Below are 4310 nucleotides of genomic sequence, written 5' to 3' on the forward strand. Positions count from 1 at the left end.
GAAGATTATCTAATGGAATTTGGTGAGACCTTTGAACTTTCTGAAGAAATGCAGATTGTCTCCAAACACCTGCCAGAGGACAAGTTCCTTTTCTCTCCAGAAGAAGTAGAAAGCACATACGAGAGATTATTCGGCAGAAAAATGAATCCAACTGACGAAAATGACCCCGAAGATATTGATGATTATTCTGAATAATATTTCTCCGTGCTCCTTGGGGTAAGTGAGTTCAATCGTTAATAAGCATATAGTATAATTCAAACTCATTCCTGCCGGTTTTGAGGGGTATTAGCCCTCTTGGGAGGTATATTTGAGCAAGGAGCTTTTGCCAAGACACAGAATTGCTCTACTTTCGGCTGTTGTCTTCGTGCTTGGGGGTGGTATCGGGTCTATCTTGGTTCTGTCTCGCCTTGCTGTGAGAACCTATCCTGAGCTGAACAATCCTGGGGTTTTAACTGGTATTTGGATACCCGTTGGTATTGGTATCATTATACTATGCTTAATATTGGGATTTCTTTTGGGAAGCGTTGTTTGGCTTTTGCTGATGCGTTTCTTGCTGCCGCGAGACGAACTGAAGCGTTACTTCACAGAGCCCTATGTCCCTCTTGTAACACCCATTCTTTCACGGTTGTTTAATATGTTGTACAGAGAAAGGTTTATCACTAAATAGGATGCGAGCAAATAGTTCGCGTTACGAAAGAGGTCATTGGGTAACAACATGAAAAAAATAGATGAATTTTACAGAGAGGCAAGACAGAGAGCAAAGAGAAGAAAGAGTCGTTGGAATCTTATTCTTATTCCACTCAGCATAACAGGGGTTTTTGCAAGCACATTTCTATTGGCAAAGCTTTTAATAAACATACAATCATCTATGTTTCCCGCAAAAGCCATTCTTTTTAGCTCTACAAGGGTTGGTAAAATTTTAATGTTTGTTTCTGTTCTATTTCCATCTTTCGGAATCGGAATGATATTTGCTAATCTTATAGCCTGGCTTATTTCACCAGCAAGAAGAACCTTTGAGCAGGAAGCAAAGGGGTATAAAAATACATCCTTTAAAAAATCCATTAAACAATTGGTCATTTTTACATTTTGCACATTTTTTATTTTCATGCCAGTAGCATTATTAGGTTCGTTAAACTATTTTTATGTTACAGAGGAAGGTATTTATTATAACCCTCTCTTTTCGCTATCTGAAAAACTCTATCGTTGGCAAGATATAAAGGAGATTCACACAAGATGTTTCGCAGAACGCAAAAATTTACACTTAAATTATAAGTTAGTTATGTCTGATGGAAGAAAAATTGACCTTATGGAAGAGCCACAACTTAACTTTGTAAGGGCTTATCCAAGGATTAAACTTTTTCTGGATAAGCAACCTAACATTCGGTACTGGAGAAATATTACTGAACGGGGTGTTAGTAGATTGTATAAGCGATATAAAACCGAGGATGCCAGAAAAATATTAAGAGTTCTACAAAACAAAGTGCGGTAGTCGCTAAAAGCTTTGACAAGCGACCTTCCGCTTTTAACTACTACGCTACCTCTTTTGTCACTACCAGTTTCCTATTCTCAAGTCTGTGCTGTAGCCATATGCTCCTGCCCCCTCCAGGGCTTATTATTATCCCTTCCTTAATCAGTTCATTTGAAAACCTGACTTGTCAATGAGTTGGATAATGAAGAGAGTATTCAAGAATCCTATCTTTTATCTCTTGTGCTTCTTGGTTAACTATCCTCGGCTTGTTACGTCTTTTCTCCAAAAGCCTCCTCTATTCCTTTCTCTGTAAGTGCCTTATTGATGTCGTAATAGTGTTAAATGAGCCAGACTGTCAACATAATTCGTGTCTAAGCCATCCCTCCTCCTTGCTCTTTTCCTCCTTATGTATATGATAGATAAATAAATCCTTTTCTTTGTTCTTCAAGACATTCCTAATAACAAAGGATGTAAGAATGCTCTCTGCTTTATAAGGAAGCTTTGTATTTTACATGTTTTACTGTATGTCTGGCATCCGACGATTCGGTTAAGATTCTTGTTCCATTGATATTGCCTGATTTCAATTCTCCCGAATCTTTTCCTTCCACCTTAAGGAAACCCCAGTCCACTTGGGGGTCAAGGAGAAAAGACTCAGGAAAAGTCATTTTTTCATTTGGCGAAAGAGGTATGCTCTGGGAATGTGTTTTCCCATCATAATCTGTAGTAATAGAAGTTCCATTCAGACAAAGTAAGATATCGAATCCGCCTAAAATAACTTTTTTTACATTACCTTCTTGATCAAAAACAATGCTTAATGAAGAGGCTTGACATTTCCTAAAGCATGGTTTTATACCTAGATTCGTTATTACAGTGCGCTTCCTTTTATGTCCAGCATCCCAGCTAACAGTTTTACCTTTACTAGAGCCTGTAATATCCATTATCTGACAATCTGAAGCTTCGTAGGATTGATGTAATTCTCCATCTACTCTTCGAGAGTCAGTTAATTTCAAATTATATTTTAATCGTCCTTGATATTGATATGATCCATTTTCTTTGTAATTAATTCCATTTTTTTCGTATTGGCTGTTTACCGAAAAGTCAAACTCCAGATAAGGTTGTTTCTTTTTTATGGTTATCTTCTTTTGAGCTATTTTGTCCTTCAATGAAGTTAACTCAAGTGGTATATCTGAAGTATCTAAGACTTCACATGCATTATAAACATAAATCATATCTTCAGAAACACCCTTTGCTTCGGTTGGACTCGGTGCTCGGTAACGAAAAGTAATTTTCCCATCACCGACCATGAATGCTTTTAAATCTGGATCCGCTCGTAAATCAGCACCTCCCACTACTTCCCCGTGTACTGCCTGCACAATGATTCGGTTAAATTCCCGAGAGGGATTTCCTTCAATGTCTTCTATAGTATCAATAGTTACTTCCATTTCATCACCAGGAATCAACGTGTCTTTTTCGGTATTGATTTTACAGCTGTAAGGTCGTTTCTCAAAATGATTGATTACGTGGATATCTAATGGAATCGTTTCTTTGAATACTGCATTCTTGTTCTTAAACATTCGATTCAAGTGTCCGTTAAATGTAAACTTCGGTCGGCCCGATTCTGTCTGCCAAGTATGCACAAGCTCATGATTATAAAACCATAGTTTTATCGTCAACCTCGATTGGATTTCTCCTTCCAGATCATCTTCATATTCCACTGTAAAGTAATATTCAGGCTTTTTAAAAATCGGGAGTTGAGTTGGAATGCCGCTTTTAATTTCCTTAGAAATAAAACCTGAGACAGCCTCCGTATCTAAAAGATGAAAACATGGGGACGTCCCGAATTCAGCAAGACGTGACTCAATGGATATTCTCTCTACATTAATCGCTTCTTTCAGCACAGCCGTTCTTTTACATCCACGGCAATGGGATTCCTGGGCAGTCACATTATTGTCATACCTCGATAAAATGATAAGTATAATAATATAAGTCAATACTTTCACAGTCCTCATTCTTATTCTCCCAATATTTTTTGTATTTTGACTTGTGCTATCATGTTCTAAAGTAATATTTTATATTTTGATACTTTAAATAAGGTGTTGGAATATGAGATGCTTGATACGGTTTGCATAAAACCCTACATGACCAAACAGTTTTGTCTTAAAATAGTACTTTTCATAACATCTCCACCAGTTCCACCCTGCGGTTTAGTTTTCTTCCCTTTTCATCTCTATTACTGCTTACAGGTGCAAGTGGTCCAACACCCTTTGCTTTTAAGCGATGAGCGGAGATCTTATATTTGCTCACTAATTTCTTGACCACTGCCTTTGCGCGTCTTAAGGACAAATCCATATTATGCTCAAAGGAACCGGTCATGTCCGTATGCCCTACTATATAAACTTTCATATCTGGATTTGCCTTTAACATATCTGAAATGGCCTTTAAGGTGGGTTCTGATTCAGACTTTATCACATCGCTGTCAACATCAAAATAGATTCCATAAACAGATGCATGTCCCTTGCTCAGGATATCATTTGCAAGGCTTTTCGGGTCTGCCACCACATCCTGTTTCATCTTCTGTCTTTCAACAATGGTTAAGGTGTAACCGCCCCAATCACCAAGCACATGCACATCAACTATCTTTCCTTCCCTTTCAAACTCAAGCCAGGTTTTATTTTTGTCAGGGTCTTTATTGAAAACTATTCTACCGTCTATCTTTTTGATTGCATTTTCATAGTTTCTAATGATCTGAAGCGGGCTTGGCTCTTTGGCACCCTCATTGAGGCTGTATTCAATCCTGTAAACCTTCCCCTCAATATTAATACTTTCTCCTCGTTCATTTACA

The 4310-nt window shown here is 37.8% G+C and carries 5 protein-coding genes; 3 read left to right on the forward strand and 2 right to left on the reverse strand.

Translation table 11 applies throughout. From position 1 onward, the window contains the following. The 3 genes from D6734_10065 to D6734_10075 form a co-directional block, all read left to right on the forward strand. On the forward strand, nt 1-195 hold a 195-nt coding region (locus D6734_10065), incomplete at its 5' end, for a hypothetical protein (protein RMF93440.1). Nucleotides 196-307: 112 nt separating this feature from the next. Then, nucleotides 308-667, forward strand: a complete 360-nt coding sequence (locus D6734_10070; GenBank protein RMF93441.1) for a hypothetical protein — start codon at nt 308-310, stop codon at nt 665-667. Nucleotides 668-715: 48 nt separating this feature from the next. Continuing rightward, nucleotides 716-1489: a hypothetical protein gene (locus D6734_10075; protein RMF93442.1), complete on the forward strand. Its 774-nt coding sequence runs from the start codon at nt 716-718 to the stop codon at nt 1487-1489. Nucleotides 1490-1956: 467 nt separating this feature from the next. On the opposite strand, the gene D6734_10080 is transcribed toward D6734_10075, so the two are convergent. Next, complete coding sequence (locus D6734_10080) at nt 1957-3477, reverse strand: hypothetical protein (GenBank protein RMF93443.1); 1521 nt, start codon at nt 3475-3477, stop codon at nt 1957-1959. Nucleotides 3478-3640: 163 nt separating this feature from the next. After that, on the reverse strand, nt 3641-4310 hold a 670-nt coding region (locus tag D6734_10085), incomplete at its 5' end, for an OmpA family protein (protein ID RMF93444.1).

The sequence above is a fragment of the Candidatus Schekmanbacteria bacterium genome, assembly GCA_003695725.1.
In the GTDB taxonomy this organism is placed as follows: domain Bacteria; phylum Schekmanbacteria; class GWA2-38-11; order GWA2-38-11; family J061; genus J061.